Source organism: Paraburkholderia humisilvae, assembly GCF_902859855.1.
GTDB classification, from domain to species: Bacteria; Pseudomonadota; Gammaproteobacteria; order Burkholderiales; family Burkholderiaceae; genus Paraburkholderia; species Paraburkholderia humisilvae.
Genome location: NZ_CADIKH010000022.1, coordinates 88,133 through 105,359, shown reverse-complemented (window position 1 = coordinate 105,359; position 17,227 = coordinate 88,133). Strand labels below are relative to the sequence as shown.

Sequence of the window (17,227 nt, the reverse complement as noted above, 5' to 3'; positions counted from 1 at the left end):
AGGGCGAAAAACGAGGGCGAAAAAACGCTGACAGAGGCAACGCGGTGAGATCAACGCCTTTTTACTTGCGCTGTCGCCGCGGCGACAGCGCAATGGACGCCAATGACGATCGCAGCCAACCGCACTGAAGAAACGGACCGCGCGTCGCGCCGCCCGTTCCCTGCATCGATCAGAAAATCAGGACGACGGCTGCGACTGGGCCGGCGGGGTAGCCGGCGCTTGTGAGTCGCCGCCCTGCGGGCCAGTTGGTCCCGTGGGCTCGGTTGGCCCGGTGGGTCCGGTTGGTCCAGTGGGCCCGACCGGATTGTCCTGCGGCACACCTTGAATCTGCGGCGGCGCCGGCCGCTGGAAGTGGAACTGCGGCTGGCCCGGCGCCGTCGCATTCTGCGGCACGCCGCCATTCGACTGCGGGTTGCCGACGCGCACCGACGGCGTCGTACCCCGTGCCGGCGCCTGGACGGCGTTCGTCAGCCGGTTCGCGGCCTGCGCCGCCTGCGCGTTCGGGTCTTCGGGCGGCAGATTGCCCGCCTGTGCCGCCTCGGCGGTCGGCGAAAGCGCCGGGTCCGGAACGCCAGGCGACTGCGCTTCTGCAGCATCCGCCGCGGATGCGCCAGAAGCGGCCGCAGTCGCGGTCGCCGCTGGCGCACTCGCACCGCTCGCCGCTACGACGACCTTGGCCTTCTTGCCGAGCTTGTCACCGTCAATTTCCGCGAGCAGTTCGAGGTTTGACGGCAGATCTTCACCGCCCGACCAGCTTGCGACGCGGTCGTTCTCAAAGTGCACGACAAAGTCGCGCTGCTGCACAACCGACGTCGAGCCGCGCTTGAAATAGAACAGGTAATCCCAACGGTCCGCATGGAACATGTCGGTAAGCAGCGGTGTACCGAGTAGCTGGCGCACCTGCGCGCGCGACATGCCGACCTGCATTTGCGCGGCCGCTTCCCTCGACACGAAATTGCCCTGCACGACAGTGATGCGATACGGCGTGATGCTCTGCGCGATTCTCTGCGAAACGCTATCGTACGTGGAACACCCGGCAACCAGCGCTACGGCCGCCGCGGCGATCAAGGTACCCCGCATGCGGCTCCCCCGGTAGAACATTACAGATTTTGGAATCATTTCCCTCACCGAGCCGGCTCCGTTAGCCGCTAAATAAGCCGCCACTGAACCGCGCAGTTTCCGTCGAAGATGACCTGAACGGCAAATCGAATTACTATTAGAACCCTGCATTGTACTCTAGGGATCCCTTGCCATGACCAATCCAACCGATCTCAAGAATATCGGGCTCAAGGCGACCCTACCGCGCCTCAAGATTCTTGAGATCTTCCAGCACAGCCCGGTACGGCACCTGACCGCCGAAGACGTATACCGCAATCTGCTGCACGAAGAGCTGGATATCGGCCTCGCGACGGTTTATCGCGTGCTCACGCAGTTCGAGCAGGCGGGACTGCTCACGCGGAGCAATTTCGAATCGGGCAAAGCGGTTTTTGAGCTGAACGAAGGGACGCACCACGATCATCTGGTGTGCATCGATTGCGGTCTGGTCGAGGAATTCTTCGACCCCGAAATCGAAAGCCGCCAGCAGTCGATCGCGAAGGCGCGCGGTTTCCGGCTCCAGGAACATGCGCTCGCGCTATATGGCGCATGTACGAAGGAAAACTGCCCGCATCGCAAGCATTGATTGATGCGCTTGCCTCCGCAGGAGCCGTGAACAGGTCAGTCGAACCGGCGCCCGATGATGCTAAAAAGACCCGTCCGATGAAAAATCGGGCGGGTCTCTTTTCGTCAGGCCGACTGCGTCGCGCGCTCCTTCAGGCGAAACTCGGCTCCAGCACGAGGCGCCAAGGCTCAGGCAGCATTTCTTCATCGCAATTCGGCCCTTCGCCGCCACGATCGATCACGATGAAATCGCTGATGCGGTCGAGCGCAAGCAGCGGATGATGCCAGACACCTTTCGCATAGTTGACACCTTGCCACCCGACGCTGACGAACGCGCGCAAGCGCGAAGGGTCCAGTGCACCCGCCGGGGCCACCACGATCGCGTAGCGCACGTCGGCGAGCGGCAAAAACGCCTGGCTGCCTAACGGATGCCGCTCCATCATCGAGATTTCGATTGGCAACGCGCGCGGCTGCCCGCGAAATACGTTGATCAGCGGCCGTCCGCCTGTGTCGCCAACGTCGACGCGTGCCAGGTCGTGGTAGCGCTCGGTCGTACCGCCATTGATCGGATAATGCCGTGCGCCATCCAGTTCGATCACATCGCCGAACGGCGCGAAGGCTTCGCGCGTGAGCCGCTCGATCCGCAGTGTATTCATCGCCGCTACTCCGTCCCGCAGGTCCGTTCACCGTTATATCCGCTATGCCACGTCCCCCCACAGACGCAGGCGAGACACGCCGCCGTCCGGGTAGATATTGAATCGTACATGCGTGACCGGGCCGAGCGCCGCCAGTTCGGCGCCGAACGTATGGACGTGGTCCATTTGCAGCTTCTGCTCCGGAAGCAGCACCGCCCAGAACATCGCCTGCGTGACGAGCGATTCATCCGTACCGCCGCTGACCGTTGCGGCCTGCAGCGAACAACGGTCCGGGAAATTGCCCTTGAAGTGCGCAGTATCGACTTCGACCTTGCGGATCGTGCTCGGCCGCGCCAACGCGACGATCGCCCAGTCGTTGCCGGGTTCGCGACGGCGCCGCGTTTCCCAGCCATCACCCATGTTCACGCCGCGGCCGGGCATCAGCATCTGCGAAGCCGGCCCAAAATGCTGGTTGTTCGCGGCAACCAGATAGGCGCCGTTCTCAATTGCCGCCAGATCGACCAGCGTGCCGCGCTCGACGCGCTCCCAATCGCGCTTGGGCTGACCGTACACGCGCAGTCGCGCGAGGCCGCCGTCCGGGTACAGATTGACGCGCACATGCGTGAACACCCGCGCATCGTCAATTTCGACAAAGTGATGCTGATTGCCTTGCAGCGTGGTCGGCGGCAGCATCGTCTGCCAGTCGGCCTGATCCGGCGGCACGTCGGCGTCCGTGCAGCAACCCTCGATCGATGCGGCCGGCGGAAAATTGCCGGTGAAATGGCTCGTATCCAGATCGACCCCGTGCACGACGCCGGGCCGCGCCAGCCGCAGCACGCAGTAGTCGTGGCCCGTCGTGCGTTTGCGGCGCGTTTCCCAGCCGTCCATCCACTTGCCGTGATCGTCGTATTTGCCGGGAATGAACACGGCCGGCTGAGGGTCGAGCATGCGCTCCTTCGGCGCAAAGAACTCGTCGCTCGCGAAGAGCGCCTGGGCGCCCAGCCGCGGATCGGCGAGGTTCATATAGCGACGCGTGAAAGCGGGGGCATGCGGGTCGAGAGCAGGTTGAGCCATGATGTTTACTCGATCAGTCGATGAATGCTGTTTTAGGCGAGGTTGCTGTTACACCGCGTGCGCATGGCCGTGGTGCTGCGCCTCCGCAGGCGTTTCGGTTTCGGCGGCGATATAGCGGTAGCCGGGCGCAAGATTCAGCACTTGCCGGGCGCGCGCCTTGTCGATGTCCGACTCCCAGGACGCAACGACCACCGTCGCGACACAGTTGCCGATCAGATTCGTCAGCGCCCGCGCAATCCCGACGAACCAGTCGACCGGCAGGATCAGCACGAGGCCAAGCACGGGAATCGCCGGAATCGCGGAAAGCGTCGCGGCCAGAATCACGATCGCGGAACCCGGAATGCCGTGCGCACCCTTCGAGGTCACCAGCGACACCAGCACCACGACGATCAGGTCGTGCATCGATAGTGGCGTATTGGTCGCTTGTGCGATAAAGATCACCGCAAGCGTGAGGTAGATCGAGAAGCCGTCAAGGTTGAACGAATATCCGGTCGGAATCACAAGGCCGACGGTCGAGTCCTTCACCCCCATCCATTCGAGCTTACGCATGATCTGCGGCAGCACCGCATCGGACGACGCCGTGCCAAGCACGATCGACAGTTCCTCGCGCAGGTAACGGATCAGCTTGAACACGCTCAAGCCGGACAGCCGCATCACGATGCCGAGCACGACCGCCACGAACACGATGCAGCTCGCGTAGAACACGACGACCAGCATGCCCAGCTGCTTCAGCGACGCGACACCGTACGCACCGGTCGTGAAGGCGATCGCGCCGAGCACGCCGAGCGGCGCGAGCTTGATGATGAAGCTCATCACCCGGAAGAACACATGCGAGAGCTCTTCGATCAACCCGTTGACGCGCTGCGCACGCTCACCGAGCAGCGACAGCGCGGAGCCGAACAGCACCGAGAACACGAGAATCTGCAGAATGTCACCCTTCGCGAATGCATCGATCGCGGTATCGGGGATGATCTTCAGCAGAAAGCCGGCGGTGTCCTTCAGGCTCTTCGCATGTTCCGTGTAGGTGGCAAGCGACGCGGCGTCGAGCGAATGCAAGTCGATATTCATGCCGACGCCGGGCCGCGTCAGAAACGCGAGTGCCGCGCCGATCACGAGCGCGATCGTGGTCATGATTTCGAAGTAGACCACCGCCTTCACGCCGACCCGGCCGACTTTCTTCAGATCGCCTGCGTTCGCCATACCGCTCACGACCACGCAGAACACGATCGGCCCGATCACCATCTTGATCAGCTTCAGGAAACCGTCCCCGAGCGGCCGCAGCGACTGCGCAAAATGCGGAAATAGCGCGCCGATCACGATGCCCCCGACGAGCGCGATCACCACCCGGCCAAACAGCGAATTGAAGAACTTCAACACGGCTTTCTCCCGGTTACGGATATGCTCAGTTCAGACTGGTCCGACCAGCGCTGTTATGCTGGATAGTAGGAAGCCGATATAGTCCCGTCAAGAAACTCAAAGAGGGTGTTTACCCGCGCATTTTGCGGCTACTTTTAAAGTTGTCTTGCGGCACGGACGTTCGTTTCGCGTCATGCAGCAGGTGCATGACGAAAACGCGGACTACAATACCGGTCAGACCACGCGAGAGAGCCCAAGCGACCATGAAGAACGTTCCGCATACCGTCACCGACGCCGCCATCGCGACGATCCGCGAGCGGATCGAAGGCGGCGTCTATCCGGTCGGCAGCCTGCTACCCGCGCAGCGCCAGCTTTCCGAAGAGCTATCGATCAGCCGCGCGTCGTTGCGCGAAGCGCTGACCACGCTTGAAGCGCTCGGCCTGCTCGCGATCCGGGCGGGCAAAGGCGTGTACGTGCAAAGCACAAAGGCGTCGAACATGCAGCCGTGGCGTTTCGCCGACCAGTCGTCGCCGCCGGACACTTACCAGATGCGTTACGCGCTCGAAGGCTTTGCGGCGCGCATGGCGGCACTCGCCATCAGCGAGGACGACGTCGCATGGTTCGAGGAAAACATCGCGGCGCTGCAAGCGGCGCTCGTCGCCAATCAACTCGACGAAGCCGCTCAGCTCGATTTCGAATTTCACATGCGAATCGTGAACATCGCCGGCAATGCGGCGATCGAGGCCGTGCTGCGCAGTAGCGCGGACATCATGAAGGAAAGCCAGCGCATGCCGTTCTATCGGCGCGAACGGGTGCTATCGACGTATCACGAGCACCGCGCGATTCTCGACGCGCTCAGGGCGCGCGATTCAGCCGCGGCGGGCAATGCGATCGAAACGCATATCGCCAATGCCGCGCAACGCGCGGGCGTGTATTTTCCGACGCCGCAGAAGTAAAAAAGGCTACCGTTCCAGGCAGCCCTTTTCGACAACATCAGGTGACGCTGGCTTACTTTGCGTTCGCGAACGCCACCGCCGTGTCCAGCATCCGGTTCGAGAAACCCCACTCATTGTCGTACCAGCTCGACACTTTCACGAGCCGGCCCGACACCTTCGTGAGCGTTGCATCAAACGTCGACGAAGCCGGGTTGTGGTTGAAGTCGATCGACACGAGCGGCGCGGCGTTGTAGCCGAGAATGCCCTTCAACGCCCCTTCCGACGCTTCTTTCATGATCGCGTTCACTTCATCGACCGTCGTATCGCGCTTCGCGATAAACGACAGATCGACAATCGACACGTTGATGGTCGGGACACGAATCGCATAGCCATCGAGCTTGCCGTTCAGTTCCGGCAGCACGAGACCGACCGCCGATGCGGCGCCCGTCTTCGTCGGGATCTGGCTGTGCGTGGCCGAGCGCGCGCGGCGCAGGTCCTCGTGATACACGTCGGTAAGCACCTGATCGTTCGTATACGCGTGAATCGTCGTCATCAGGCCGCTTTCGAGGCCGATCTTGTCGTTCAGCGGTTTAACGAGCGGCGCGAGGCAGTTCGTCGTGCACGATGCGTTCGAGATCACCGTATGTTCGGGCTTCAGCGTGTGATGGTTCACACCGTAGACGATCGTCGCGTCGACGTCCTTACCGCCCGGCGCCGAGATGATCACCTTCTTCGCGCCGCCCTTCAGGTGCGCGCTCGCCTTTTCCTTCGTCGTGAAGAAACCGGTGCACTCCATCACCACGTCGACACCGAGATCGCCCCACGGCAGTTCAGCCGGGTTGCGATTCGCGAGCACGCGGATCTTGTCACCGTTCACGACGAGGTTTTCACCGTCCACCTTCACCTCGCCCGGAAAGCGGCCGTGCGCGGTGTCGTACTGGGTCAGATGTGCGTTGGTGTTGGCATCGCCGAGGTCGTTGATCGCCACGAACTGGAGGTCGTGTTGCTTGCCGTTCTCATAGAACGCACGCAGCGTGTTTCGGCCAATCCGGCCATAGCCGTTGATTGCGACGCGAATCGTCATTGCTATCTCCTGTGACTAAAGAAAACCTGCACGTTGCGGCTGCGGACCGCGCCGCCGGCGCGGGCGGCGCGCGTCACGTCAGCCGAGCGTGGCTTTGACCGTCTCCACGACCCTCTCGACAGTAAAGCCGAAATGCTTGGAGAGCGCACCAGCGGGCGCCGATTCGCCGAACGTGTCGATACCGACCACGCCACCTTCGAGGCCCACATACTTGCGCCAGTACTCCGTCACGCCTGCTTCGATCGCGACACGCCGCACGCCAGCCGGCAACACACGTTCGCGGTAAGCGGCGTCCTGGCGGTCGAACACGTTCGTCGACGGCATCGACACGACGCGCGCCGCGATACCCTCGCGCGCGAGCGGTTCGATGGCCTTCATCGCCAGTTCCACTTCAGAGCCCGTCGCGATCAGGATCACCTTACGCGCGGGCACGTCGTCGTTCCAGTCGCGCAGCACGTAGCCGCCCTTCGCGATGTTCGCGATCTGCGCATCGGTGCGCTCGGAGAACTGCAGATTCTGCCGGCTGAAAATCAGGCACGACGGACCCTTGTGCTCGACCGACTGCGTCCACGCGACCGCCGTTTCAACGGTATCAGCCGGACGCCACACGGTCATATGCGGAATCAGACGCAAGCTCGCGACATGCTCGATCGACTGGTGCGTTGGGCCATCTTCGCCCAGGCCGATCGAATCGTGCGTGAACACGAACATGCTCGGCGCCTTCATCAGCGCCGCGACGCGCAGCGCGTTGCGGCTGTAATCGGAGAACGTCAGGAACGTGCCGCCGAATGCCTTGTAACCGCCGTGCACGGTGATGCCGTTCAACGCGGCGCTCATGCCGAACTCGCGCACACCGTAGTTGATGTGATTGCCCCACTGGATGCCGCTCGAGCCTTCCTTGCGCGCGCGCACAGGTTTGCTTGCCTTCCAGTTCGTGAGATTCGAGCCCGTCAGGTCGGCCGAACCACCGAGCAATTCCGGCAGCACCGCGGCAAGCGCTTCGATGGCCTGCTGCGACGCCTTGCGCGTCGCGACGGTTTCCTTGCGCTCATTCGCCCCGGCGATGATCGCCTGCGCTTTCTGCGCCCAGTCGGCGGGCAGCTTGCCCGCCATGCGGCGCTCGAACTCGGCGGCCTCACTCGGGTACTTCGCCCGGTAGTCGGCGAAGCGCTTGTTCCATTCGCCCTCGACGTTGGCGCCCGATTCCTTCGCATCCCACGCCGCATACACGTCCTGCGGAATCACGAACGGCTCCCAGTTCCAGCCGATGTTCTTGCGCGTCGCCGCGACTTCGTCGGCGCCGAGCGCCGCGCCGTGCGCGTCGTGCGAGCCTGCCTTGTGCGGCGAACCTTCGCCGATCACCGTCTTGCAGCAGATCAGCGTCGGCTTGTCCGACTGCTTCGCTTTCCTGATCGCCGCGTCGACTGCCTCGACGTCGTCGCCCTTCACGTTCGCAATCACGTTCCAGCCGTACGCTTCGAAGCGCTTCGGCGTGTCGTCATGGAACCAGTTCACGACTTCGCCATCGATCGAGATGCCGTTGTCGTCGTAGAAACCGATCAGCTTGTTCAGCTTCAGCGTGCCCGCGAATGAACAGGCTTCGTGCGAAATGCCTTCCATCAGGCAGCCGTCGCCGAGGAACACATACGTGTGGTGATCGACGATCTTCGCATCCGGCTTATTGAATTCCTCGGCAAGCAGTGCTTCCGCAAGCGCCATCCCCACCGAATTCGCCAGACCCTGGCCGAGCGGACCCGTGGTCGTTTCCACACCGGCCGTCATACCGTACTCGGGGTGGCCCGGCGTCTTCGAATGCAATTGACGGAAGTTCTTCAACTCGTCCATCGGCAGGTCGTAACCCGTCAGATGCAGCAGCGAGTACAGCAGCATCGAGCCGTGCCCGTTCGACAGCACGAAGCGGTCGCGGTCCGCCCAGTGTGGATTCTTCGGGTTATGACGCAGATGGCGCGACCACAGTGCGACAGCGATTTCCGCCATGCCCATCGGCATGCCGGGGTGGCCTGAATTCGCCTTCTGAACAGCATCCATCGCCAGCGCGCGAATTGCGTTGGCCATCAGGGAGGTCGGTGCGGGAGAGGAGGTCGTCATGTCAAGATCCGGAGAACGAGTCCAAAAACAAGGCGCGGGCGGGTTGTCCGGATGCTTGGCGGCCAGTCAGCCTCGGCTCGCGGCCGCGGGTGTCAGTGGGCACCCGGTGTGACGCGCAGTGACGCAAACGCGGCGGCGGCGGCGCTGGTGATGCAGAACGGCCAGGCAATCGGACGAGGCTAGAAAGCGGAATATTCTAACAGATGATCGGCTTTGTCCCCCTTGCGGATGCGGCTGTGCGCGGCTCTGCGGCCCTTATAATCTTCCGATCGCAACTTGCCGCGCATACCCTGCGCACCGCTGCTCTGTGAGCGCCTCGCTATTGTTTCAACCCGCGCCCGATGCCGTCTACGGATTCCCGAATGCACGTGCCCTCGTGCGCGTCGATTCGCCCTATCAGCGCATCGAAGTCTGGGACACGCCGCAGCTCGGCCGGCTTTTCACGCTAGACGGCCGACCGATGACATCGAGCGGCGACGAGTTCATTTATCACGAATGCATGACGCACCCGGCCGCGCTTGTCCATCCGGCACCGCGCGCGGCGTTGGTGCTGGGCGGCGGCGACGGCGGCGCGGCCAGGCAGTTGCTTGCGCACCGGAGTATCGAGCGGATCGTCGTCGCCGAACTCGACGCGCAAGTCGTACGGCTCACGCGCGAGCATTTGCCGGATGTGCACGGCGGCGCCTTCGACAATCCGCGCGTCGAACTCGTGATCGGCGATGCGGCACAGTATGTCGCACAACAGATCGCAGGCGCGAACAAGGTGTCGTTCGATATCGTCGTGTTCGATCTGACACCCCCGGATTCACCCGCCGCGAGCCTCTATACGCCCGAATTCCTCACGCAGCTGAAACGCATCCTCGCGCCACAAGCGGCCATCTCGCTGCACCTTGGCTCACCGTACTTTCATGCAGCGCGTGTGGCCGCATTACTGACAAACCTGCAGCAGATATTCGCGGTGGTTCGCCCGCTGGCGGCCTATGTGCCGCTCTATGGTTCATTGTGGTTGATGGCCATCGCAAGCGATACGCTCGACCCCGCTTCGCTCACCGAGCATGAGGTTACCGCGCGACTCACGCAGCGCGACCTGGACGGGCTGCGCTATTACGACGCGACGCTGCACGCGGCGCTATTCTCCGCACCGCATGCGGTGCGCGATAAACTAGGCCGATTCTTAAAGCCGTCGCCATGACAGTCATGCACAATGCCCCGCTCCGTCAGTCGCCGCAATCCGGCCCGGCAACGCAGCTTCCGGCAGCAGACGGCGACGACGAGACGACCCAAAGATTCAGGAGAGCTCGATGACTTCCCCACGTCCAGCCGGAGTGCCGTGGTTGACGCCCTATCTGACGGTCCGCGATGCGCACATGGCGATCGCGTTTTACGAAGCCGCGCTCGGCTTTCGCGTGCGCGACAGCGTGCATGACGACGGCGCGCTGATGCACGTCGAGATGACCTATCGGGACCAGTTGATCGTGATGTTCGCGCCGGAAGGGGCATTCGGCTCGAAGGCCAGGACGCCGAAAAGCGCGAACGCAATCGCACCCCAGTCCTTCTACCTGTATGTCGACGACGTCGATGCGGTGTTTGCTCGCGCGGTCGCCGCCGGCGCGAAATCGCTGAGCGAGCCGCAAGATCAATTCTGGGGCGATCGCTTCGCGCAGATCGAAGACCCGGATGGGTATCGCTGGGCGCTCGCGCGCCACCTGTCGTGAATCAATGAGAACTTCGCTTATGCCCCGCTTTTTCGTCGGGACCGCGCTAACGACCAACGACGTTGTCGCGCTGCCCGACGACGTCAATCGACACGTTCAGGTGTTGCGCCTCCAGCCAGGCGACACCATCACGCTATTTAACGGCATGGGTGGCGAATACGGCGCGGAAGTCGTCGAAATGGAACGGCGCGGCTCGGCCGTGCGCATCGGCGAATTCCGCGACGTCGAGGCCGAGCCGCCGTATCACCTGACGCTCGCGCAAGGCATCGCCGGCAGCGACAAAATGGACTGGCTGATCGAAAAGGCGGTCGAACTCGGCGCATCCGCGTTCGCGCCACTGACGACCACGCGCAGCGTCGTGCGCCTGTCCGGCGAACGCGCGCAGCGGCGTCAGGTGCATTGGCAGCGCATCGTGCAGGCGTCGTGCGAGCAATGTGGACGCAATCGCCTGCCGGAGGTGCTACCGACACGCGAACTCGCGACATGGCTCGGCTCGATGCCGAAGGAACCGGAACACGGCGAACTTCGACTCTTGCTGTCGCCGCGCGCGAGCGTGCCGTTTTCGGCGTTGACCCATGAGCCGCCCAAGCGGCGCGCGCTGGTGCTGATCGGACCGGAAGGCGGCTTTTCAGCCGCAGAGGAAGCAGCCGCCACGAGCCACGGTTTCACGGCGGTCGGGCTGGGCCCTCGCGTGTTGCGCACCGAAACAGCCGGCATCGCGGTGCTGTCCGCGTTAGCTGCTCGCTGGGGCGGTTGGTAGAGCTGGTTGAGCGCAATTCGTCGCGCAGATAGCGCAATTGAAGAAAGACGAAAGGGCTCGCCAATCAGCGAGCCCTTTTGACGAAGGGGCTAACGCGCGACATGGGTTGCTCACGCGGTGCGCTTTCGATTACTTACGCGTGTATCAGTTGCTTATCGACTGCAACGCGCTCATCAAAAAACCGCCCCGCATGCCGCGGGATCTTTTCACGCGAACGAGTAGAACACCCGGAACGCCACCTTCCGCTCCGCCCAGAATTCCGCCGCTTCGCGGAACACATCGAGCAGCGTTTCCCGCGCTTCCTTGTCGAATTTCTGCGCGACCGGCAGCGCCTCGAGCACGATCACGAAACCGGGTTGAGCGCCAGCCTTCGCGACCAGATCGGTCAGACAGTCGTACAGCGCGTCGTAATTCTTGCCGAAATGCTTCGGAAACAGGAACGAGGTCGCAATGGTTTCCATCACTTCCTGTTTGCTTTGCGCATTCCCGCAGCACGCAAACAGAAAATGCTGACCGAGTTTCTGCGCTTCGTCGGCCAGGTCCTGTACGCGAAAAGCGCGAATCGACTGTACGATGTTCGGTCGTACGGTCGCGAAAAGACTCATGGATTCCTCATTCGATGAATGCGCCGTACCGGCTTCGTGCTCGACCGTGCCGCCCTGACCCTCTCCGGCCTCGCGCATCTGCATGACGCGCTGAAACAGATTACCGTTGCCGGATGTAAAAAGATCCCTCGCGACTTTGCGGTCGTGTGCGTAGATGTTGTCGCTCATGCCGTATGTCCCGATGTCATTCAATGATGCGATTAAAACTGGTGTAGTGATCGTCGCTGTAATAACAGTTGTCAGTGCGCCTTAACGGACCGCCGCAGACAATGCGGCGCGCTCCGCGATTACGGGCATGCGGCGTAGGAACGGTGTATTCGTGGTAATAGCCCCGCTGGCGCGGCGGCAGCAACCGCTCGCGGTTGCCGAATACGACGCCATCCTTCTCATACGGGTAGGGCCCACCTGCCGCAATCAAGTTCAATGTTTTGACTGCTTCCGGCGGCAACTGCGCCACCGTGACGGTGCCAGTGCTGCCCTGCGCCGCGACGTCGCGGCCAAAAGCGACAGAACCGGCGACAGGCGCAAAACCGCTGCACAGACCGCCGACCAACAGGACGGCGACCAGCACGCCGTTGCGAAGCCACCTGCGTGCCATGAATTCAGGGTTCCCGCTGTTAGATCACGAGTTCGACGACCATGAAAGTCGTAAGGGTATCGCTAAAGCACCCTGGAAGCAACGCTCGTTCGGAAAATGAAAGGTTTTGTCCGAATTGCCCCCTCGGGACACCCCTTCGGAACACGCTCCCGGAAACAGGCCCACCGGGCATGCCGCCACACCGACAATTCTTGACAGATTTGTTATCTCAAACAAGATAAAATTCACCCAAGGCGGAGATGCGGGGCGAATACCTCATGCCTCCTTGCCCCAGGCGTTCTGCAAACCGGAGTGCCAGCATCCTGCCTTTTTTGGGTGAGTCGATCCCCTGTTCACCCTAAGGCGTGCCCATTGCGGGCACGCCCCTTTTTGAGGGTGAAGCGTTGGCTGACGTAGAAGAGATGAACTGCGAGCGTGACGGCGACAAACTACCGCTGCGGTTCGCTCCTGCTGAACCGCAGCGGCGTGATGTGCAACGGCGGTGCAACGGCGGTGCAACGGCGTGGCGTCGTTCGTTCAGCGCACCGCGTTCACATCCGCGACGAGCAGTGCCGTCATGTTGACGATCCGGCGCACGGTCGCCGACGCGGTCAGCACGTGCACCGGCTGCGCGGCGCCGAGCAGCATCGGACCGATCGCGATGTTGTTGCCCGCCGCCGTCTTCAGCAGGTTGTACGAGATGTTCGCCGCATCGATGTTCGGCAGCACGAGCAGATTCGCATCGCCTTCGAGCGTCGATTCCGGCAGGATCTCGCGGCGCAGATTCGAATCGAGCGCGACGTCGCCGTGCATTTCACCATCCACTTGCAGGTCCGGTGCGTGCTCCTTCAGCAATGCAAGCAGCTCGCGCATCTTCTGGGCGGACGGCGCGTGGCTCGTGCCGAAGTTCGAATGCGACAGCAGCGCGACCTTCGGCTCGATGCCGAAGCGGCGCACTTCCTCGGCTGCCATGATCGTGATTTCGCACAGCTGCGCAGGTGTCGGATCGACGTTCACGTGCGTATCGACAAGGAAAATCTGCCGGTTCGGCAACACGAGCGCATTCATCGCCGCATAGACGCTGCTGCCTTCCTTCCTGCCGATCACCTGATCGATGAAATGCAGATGACGATGCGTCGTGCTGATCGTGCCGCAGATCATCCCGTCGGCTTCGCCCTTCTTGACGAGCATCGAACCGATCAGCGTGGTGCGGCGGCGCATTTCGAGCTTCGCCATCTGTTCGCTGATGCCCTTGCGCGCCATCATCTTCGCGTACGTCTGCCAGAAGTCGCGATAGCGCTCATCGTGGTCCGTATTCACGATCGTATAATCCTGGCCCGACACAAGGCGCAGCCCATAGCGCGCAATGCGCTGCTCGATCACCGCCGGCCGGCCAATCAGGATCGGCTTCGCGAGCTTCTCGTCGACGACGATCTGCACCGCGCGCAGCACGCGCTCTTCCTCGCCCTCGGCGAACACGATGCGCTTCTTCTCCGGCCCGACGCTGCGCGCAAGCTGGAAGATCGGCTTCATCGTCGTGCCGCTGTGGTAGACGAACTGCTGCAAATGCTGCTCGTACGCGTCCATGTCTTCGATCGGACGGCTCGCGACGCCCGAATCCATCGCGGCCTTCGCGACGGCCGGCGCGACCTTGACGATCAGCCGCGGATCGAATGGCTTCGGAATCAGGTAGTCAGGCCCGAAGGACAGATCCTGGATACCGTACGCGGTTGCGACGATATCGCTCTGCTCCTGGCGTGCAAGCTCCGCAATCGCATTCACGGCGGCGACTTCCATCTCGCGCGTGATAGTGGTTGCGCCCACATCCAGTGCGCCACGGAAGATGAACGGGAAACACAGCACGTTGTTGACCTGGTTCGGATAGTCGGTGCGGCCCGTCGCGATCACGGCATCCGGCCGCACTTCGCGTGCGATTTCCGGCAGGATTTCCGGCGTCGGGTTCGCAAGCGCCAGAATGAGCGGCTTGTCGGCCATCTCCTTGACCATCTCCTGCTTCAGCACGCCGGCTGCCGACAGGCCGAGGAACACATCGGCGCCGCCGATCACTTCGGACAGCGTGCGCGCCTTCGTTTCGCGTGCGAAACGTTCCTTGTCCGGATCCATCAGCTCGGTGCGGCCCTTGTAGACCACGCCCGCGAGGTCCGTTACCGTGATGTTCTCGAGTGACAGCCCAAGGTCGACGAGCAGATCCAGACACGCAAGCGCCGCGGCACCCGCGCCCGACGCGACCAGCTTCACTTCGCGAATGTTTTTGCCGACCACTTTCAGGCCGTTCAGGATCGCTGCCGCGACGACGATCGCGGTACCGTGCTGGTCATCGTGAAAGACCGGGATCTTCATCCGCTTGCGGCATTCACGCTCGACGATGAAGCAATCCGGCGCCTTGATGTCTTCGAGATTGATGCCGCCAAAGGTCGGTTCGAGCGCGGCGATCACGTCAACGAGCTTGTGCGGGTCCGACTCGTTGAGCTCGATGTCGAACACGTCGATGCCGGCGAACTTCTTGAAAAGCGCGGCCTTGCCTTCCATCACCGGCTTCGACGCGAGCGGCCCGATATTGCCGAGGCCGAGCACCGCCGTGCCGTTCGTGACCACACCGACGAGATTGCTGCGTGCGGTGAAGCGCGCCGCGTTCAGCGGATTCTCAACGATCTCTTCACACGCGAATGCGACGCCGGGCGAATACGCGAGCGCGAGATCGCGCTGGTTGATCATCTGCTTGGTGGGCGAGACCGCGATCTTTCCGGGGGTCGGAAATTCGTGATAATCGAGCGCGGCTTCACGGAGTTTGCTATTGGCGGAATTCGACATAAGCGAGCCTGAATTGGCGGATTAGAATAGAAGTTCGACGGGCATTGTAGCGCCAATCCCACAGTTCGAGCCTTTCATTCCGAGTACAACTGCTACGACCGAAATAGTGCTAAAAGCGCGTTGCATCGATCGCATCGCAACGTTCACAGGTGTGTAGTCATCTTGAATGCAATGCACGGCTTCGGTCGCTAACCGTGCCACGGCCCCCATGCCCATGCTTTCCGAGTTCTCGTTGATCGACCGCTTCTTCGCGCGCCGTGCGGCTCGCGCGCGTGCAGCCGCAGATGCGAAAGGCGTCGCAAGCGCCGCTACGCTCGGCATCGGCGACGATTGCGCGCTGCTGTCACCGTCCGCGGGCGAGACGCTGGCCATATCGACGGACATGCTGGTCGAAGGCCGGCACTTCTTCGCGGATATCGACCCACGTGCGCTCGGCCATAAAGCGCTCGCCGTCAACCTGTCGGATCTCGCCGCGATGGGCGCGCAGCCGCAGGCGTTCACGCTCGCGTTCTCGCTGCCGCGCGCGGACGAAGCGTGGCTCGCCGCGTTCAGCGATGGGCTCTTCGAGATCGCCGAGCGTTTCAACTGCGAACTGATCGGCGGCGATACCACAGCCGGGCCGCTCAATCTGTGCCTCACCGTGTTCGGTTCGGTGCCGCCGCATGTTGCACTGCGGCGTGACGCTGCTCGCCCGGGCGACGACATCTGGGTGTCCGGCACACTCGGCGATGCGCGCGCGGGTCTTGGCGTGGCGCGCGGCGAGTGGCAGGCGGCCAACGCCGACGATGCTGCGACATTCCGTCACGCTCTCGAGCGCCCCGAGCCGCGTGTAGCGCTCGGTCTTGCGCTACGCGGCCTCGCGCACGCGGCGCTCGATATCTCCGACGGACTGGCAGGCGATCTGATGCATATCCTTGAGCGCTCGCAGATGAATGCGACCGTGAACGTCGACGCGCTGCCGCGCTCCACAGCACTGAGCCGGCTGCCGTCCGACGTGCAGCGCCGCTGCACCGTCGCCGGCGGCGACGATTACGAACTGTGCTTTACGGCACCGCCCGCGGCGCGCGCAGCAATTGAAAAAGTGAGTGACAACGTGGGACTACGCGCGACTCGCGTCGGTACAATAAACGCTTCCGATTCGGCCACCACTCCGCCCACGATCGCGTGGCACGATGCAGCGGGTGCGCCGCTTACATTGACGTTGCAAGGCTTCGATCATTTCCATGCAGACTGAACCTTCAGTCGGTTCGACAGGGGGGGCCGCGGCTGACGACCCTTCCTCGGGCACTCCGACGCCCCACGACCCGAACGGCGTCGACAACCGCGGACCGCGCGAGCCGCGGCCGCGCCGCGCGACGGCCCGCTTCATGTTGTCGCACCCGTTGCATCTGTTCTCGCTCGGCTTCGGCAGCGGGCTGTCGCCCATCCTGCCGGGCACGATGGGCACGCTGTTCGCTTGGGCATCGTTCGCGCTGTTCGCCGATAAGCTGACGGTGATCGAATGGGGCATTCTGGTGGTCGCGGGTTTTTTCGGCGGAATCGCGGTCTGCGGGTTCACGGCGAAGCGACTCGGCATCGACGATCCCGCACCGGTCGTATGGGACGAGATCGTTGCGTTCTGGCTCGTGCTGCTGATGGTCACGCCGGTGTCGTTCACGGGTCAGCTATGGGCGTTTGTGCTGTTCCGTTTCTTCGATATGGTGAAGCCGCCGCCGATCGGTTACTTCGACCGCAGACTGAAAGGCGGCTTCGGCATCATGTTCGATGATCTGGTCGCCGCATTTTTCACGCTGCTCGTGATCGCGCTGTGGCGAATGGCGGTCTGAACCGGCGCGTTTCGTCAGACCGCCGTCACGGAATCGCAGCGAAACCCCTCACCCCTTCGC

16 protein-coding genes are annotated in these 17,227 nt (G+C 62.6%); 7 read left to right on the top strand and 9 right to left on the bottom strand.

The genetic code is table 11. The annotated features are described in order from the left end of the window. Window positions 1-177: 177 nt before the first annotated feature. Window positions 178-1,080: an outer membrane protein assembly factor BamE gene (locus HV796_RS23005; RefSeq protein ID WP_175228809.1), complete on the bottom strand. Its 903-nt coding sequence runs from the start codon at window positions 1,078-1,080 to the stop codon at window positions 178-180. Window positions 1,081-1,252: 172 nt separating this feature from the next. Between HV796_RS23005 and fur the strand changes: the two genes are divergently transcribed. Next, on the top strand, window positions 1,253-1,681 hold the full coding sequence (fur, locus tag HV796_RS23000) for a ferric iron uptake transcriptional regulator (RefSeq protein WP_134192345.1): 429 nt from the start codon (window positions 1,253-1,255) through the stop codon (window positions 1,679-1,681). Window positions 1,682-1,811: 130 nt separating this feature from the next. On the opposite strand, the gene HV796_RS22995 is transcribed toward fur, so the two are convergent. Genes HV796_RS22995 through HV796_RS22985 form a run of 3 tightly spaced genes read right to left on the bottom strand, consistent with a single transcriptional unit; the run spans window position 1,812 to window position 4,745 of the window. Next, window positions 1,812-2,315: an ureidoglycolate lyase gene (locus HV796_RS22995; protein ID WP_175228808.1), complete on the bottom strand. Its 504-nt coding sequence runs from the start codon at window positions 2,313-2,315 to the stop codon at window positions 1,812-1,814. Between the two features lie 42 nt (window positions 2,316-2,357). Beyond that, the gene (alc, locus tag HV796_RS22990) at window positions 2,358-3,368 is read right to left on the bottom strand and encodes an allantoicase (protein ID WP_175228807.1); all 1,011 of its coding nucleotides are present in this window, start codon (window positions 3,366-3,368) and stop codon (window positions 2,358-2,360) included. A gap of 48 nt (window positions 3,369-3,416) precedes the next feature. Continuing rightward, window positions 3,417-4,745, bottom strand: a complete 1,329-nt coding sequence (locus tag HV796_RS22985) for a C4-dicarboxylate transporter DctA (RefSeq protein ID WP_175228806.1) — start codon at window positions 4,743-4,745, stop codon at window positions 3,417-3,419. 242 nt (window positions 4,746-4,987) lie between these two features. Here HV796_RS22985 and HV796_RS22980 point away from each other — a divergent pair, with 242 nt between their 5' ends. Next, on the top strand, window positions 4,988-5,680 hold the full coding sequence (locus HV796_RS22980) for a FadR/GntR family transcriptional regulator (protein ID WP_175228805.1): 693 nt from the start codon (window positions 4,988-4,990) through the stop codon (window positions 5,678-5,680). Between the two features lie 52 nt (window positions 5,681-5,732). Here HV796_RS22980 and gap read toward each other — a convergent pair whose 3' ends face one another. Next, window positions 5,733-6,743, bottom strand: a complete 1,011-nt coding sequence (gap, locus tag HV796_RS22975; protein ID WP_175228804.1) for a type I glyceraldehyde-3-phosphate dehydrogenase — start codon at window positions 6,741-6,743, stop codon at window positions 5,733-5,735. Window positions 6,744-6,821: 78 nt separating this feature from the next. Next, window positions 6,822-8,852, bottom strand: a complete 2,031-nt coding sequence (gene tkt, locus HV796_RS22970) for a transketolase (protein WP_175228803.1) — start codon at window positions 8,850-8,852, stop codon at window positions 6,822-6,824. 307 nt (window positions 8,853-9,159) lie between these two features. Here tkt and speE point away from each other — a divergent pair, with 307 nt between their 5' ends. From speE to HV796_RS22955, 3 genes are all read left to right on the top strand, one after another. Further along, on the top strand, window positions 9,160-10,044 hold the full coding sequence (speE, locus tag HV796_RS22965; protein WP_175228802.1) for a polyamine aminopropyltransferase: 885 nt from the start codon (window positions 9,160-9,162) through the stop codon (window positions 10,042-10,044). A 109-nt stretch (window positions 10,045-10,153) separates the two neighbouring features. Then, window positions 10,154-10,567 (top strand): VOC family protein, encoded by a 414-nt coding sequence (locus tag HV796_RS22960; RefSeq protein WP_175228801.1) that lies wholly within the window; start codon window positions 10,154-10,156, stop codon window positions 10,565-10,567. A 19-nt stretch (window positions 10,568-10,586) separates the two neighbouring features. Continuing rightward, complete coding sequence (locus HV796_RS22955) at window positions 10,587-11,327, top strand: 16S rRNA (uracil(1498)-N(3))-methyltransferase (RefSeq protein WP_175228800.1); 741 nt, start codon at window positions 10,587-10,589, stop codon at window positions 11,325-11,327. 206 nt (window positions 11,328-11,533) lie between these two features. Here the strand turns inward: HV796_RS22955 and HV796_RS22950 are convergent, their stop codons facing one another. The 3 genes from HV796_RS22950 to HV796_RS22940 all read right to left on the bottom strand — a co-directional run bounded on the left by HV796_RS22950 (window position 11,534) and on the right by HV796_RS22940 (window position 15,341). Next, window positions 11,534-12,100, bottom strand: coding sequence for a barstar family protein (locus HV796_RS22950; RefSeq protein WP_175228799.1), 567 nt, complete (start codon window positions 12,098-12,100; stop codon window positions 11,534-11,536). A gap of 16 nt (window positions 12,101-12,116) precedes the next feature. Next, window positions 12,117-12,530, bottom strand: coding sequence for a ribonuclease (locus HV796_RS22945; protein ID WP_175228798.1), 414 nt, complete (start codon window positions 12,528-12,530; stop codon window positions 12,117-12,119). 516 nt (window positions 12,531-13,046) lie between these two features. Next, window positions 13,047-15,341, bottom strand: a complete 2,295-nt coding sequence (locus tag HV796_RS22940; protein ID WP_175228797.1) for an NADP-dependent malic enzyme — start codon at window positions 15,339-15,341, stop codon at window positions 13,047-13,049. Between the two features lie 214 nt (window positions 15,342-15,555). On the opposite strand from HV796_RS22940, the gene thiL reads away from it, so the two are divergent. Both thiL and HV796_RS22930 read left to right on the top strand, forming a co-directional pair. After that, window positions 15,556-16,575: a thiamine-phosphate kinase gene (gene thiL / locus HV796_RS22935; RefSeq protein ID WP_175228825.1), complete on the top strand. Its 1,020-nt coding sequence runs from the start codon at window positions 15,556-15,558 to the stop codon at window positions 16,573-16,575. After that, on the top strand, window positions 16,565-17,167 hold the full coding sequence (locus HV796_RS22930) for a phosphatidylglycerophosphatase A family protein (RefSeq protein ID WP_175228796.1): 603 nt from the start codon (window positions 16,565-16,567) through the stop codon (window positions 17,165-17,167). The genes thiL and HV796_RS22930 overlap by 11 nt, the downstream gene beginning before the upstream one ends. Window positions 17,168-17,227 lie beyond the last annotated feature (60 nt).

What these genes read in the sequence shown, in the direction of transcription:
- HV796_RS22940 (WP_175228797.1), bottom strand. Translation starts at nt 15,341, where the DNA reads ATGTCGAATTCCGCCAATAGCAAACTCCGTGAAGCCGCGCTCGATTAT.
- HV796_RS22980 (WP_175228805.1), top strand. Translation starts at nt 4,988, where the DNA reads ATGAAGAACGTTCCGCATACCGTCACCGACGCCGCCATCGCGACGATC.
- gap (WP_175228804.1), bottom strand. Translation starts at nt 6,743, where the DNA reads ATGACGATTCGCGTCGCAATCAACGGCTATGGCCGGATTGGCCGAAAC.
- HV796_RS22950 (WP_175228799.1), bottom strand. Translation starts at nt 12,100, where the DNA reads ATGAGCGACAACATCTACGCACACGACCGCAAAGTCGCGAGGGATCTT.
- thiL (WP_175228825.1), top strand. Translation starts at nt 15,556, where the DNA reads ATGCTTTCCGAGTTCTCGTTGATCGACCGCTTCTTCGCGCGCCGTGCG.
- alc (WP_175228807.1), bottom strand. Translation starts at nt 3,368, where the DNA reads ATGGCTCAACCTGCTCTCGACCCGCATGCCCCCGCTTTCACGCGTCGC.
- HV796_RS22945 (WP_175228798.1), bottom strand. Translation starts at nt 12,530, where the DNA reads ATGGCACGCAGGTGGCTTCGCAACGGCGTGCTGGTCGCCGTCCTGTTG.
- HV796_RS22955 (WP_175228800.1), top strand. Translation starts at nt 10,587, where the DNA reads ATGCCCCGCTTTTTCGTCGGGACCGCGCTAACGACCAACGACGTTGTC.
- HV796_RS22995 (WP_175228808.1), bottom strand. Translation starts at nt 2,315, where the DNA reads ATGAATACACTGCGGATCGAGCGGCTCACGCGCGAAGCCTTCGCGCCG.
- fur (WP_134192345.1), top strand. Translation starts at nt 1,253, where the DNA reads ATGACCAATCCAACCGATCTCAAGAATATCGGGCTCAAGGCGACCCTA.
- HV796_RS23005 (WP_175228809.1), bottom strand. Translation starts at nt 1,080, where the DNA reads ATGCGGGGTACCTTGATCGCCGCGGCGGCCGTAGCGCTGGTTGCCGGG.
- HV796_RS22930 (WP_175228796.1), top strand. Translation starts at nt 16,565, where the DNA reads ATGCAGACTGAACCTTCAGTCGGTTCGACAGGGGGGGCCGCGGCTGAC.
- HV796_RS22960 (WP_175228801.1), top strand. Translation starts at nt 10,154, where the DNA reads ATGACTTCCCCACGTCCAGCCGGAGTGCCGTGGTTGACGCCCTATCTG.
- tkt (WP_175228803.1), bottom strand. Translation starts at nt 8,852, where the DNA reads ATGACGACCTCCTCTCCCGCACCGACCTCCCTGATGGCCAACGCAATT.